Origin of the sequence: Streptomyces doebereineriae (assembly GCF_031845645.1) — a bacterium.
In the GTDB taxonomy this organism is placed as follows: Bacteria; Actinomycetota; Actinomycetes; order Streptomycetales; family Streptomycetaceae; genus Streptomyces; species Streptomyces canus.
Map to the genome: position 1 here is coordinate 1 of NZ_JAVREZ010000461.1, position 417 is coordinate 417.

Annotated in this window: 1 pseudogene; it reads right to left on the minus strand. The window is 75.8% G+C overall.

Annotated features, from left to right (window positions below):
• Positions 1 to 108 precede the first annotated feature (108 nt).
• Positions 109 to 417, minus strand: a pseudogene (locus RNB18_RS52775) (LysR family transcriptional regulator); the annotation flags it as partial.

Genomic DNA, 417 nt, shown 5'->3' on the forward strand with positions numbered 1-417 from the left:
ATACGGGGGGGCGGGCGGCGCGCCCCCGTACGGCACCTGCCGACCTCGTACGGCATCTGTACGAGTTCGGCCAGGAGTTGTACGAGTCCGGGTCAGCGCCGCCCCTCCTCACCCCGGCGATGAGCCCTGCCCCTCCCCCGCCCCGGAAACGCCCTCCCCCGCCCGGCTGAGGAACACGTCCCGGTCCCGGCACGTCGTGTGCGCGGGCCACAGCGCGTGGACGGGCACGTGGACCGGCGGGTCCAGGTCGATGACGTGGGCCGTGCCGCCTGCCGCCGGGCCCGGGGGTGCCGTGACGAAGGCGATGCGGCCGGTCGCGCTGACGGCGGTGAGGGGCGGGGTGCCCTGCACCGGGTTGCGCCGGGTGTCGGGTTCCACGCCCGCCTGGCGGCACAGGCCGATCAGGAGGTCCGTGTA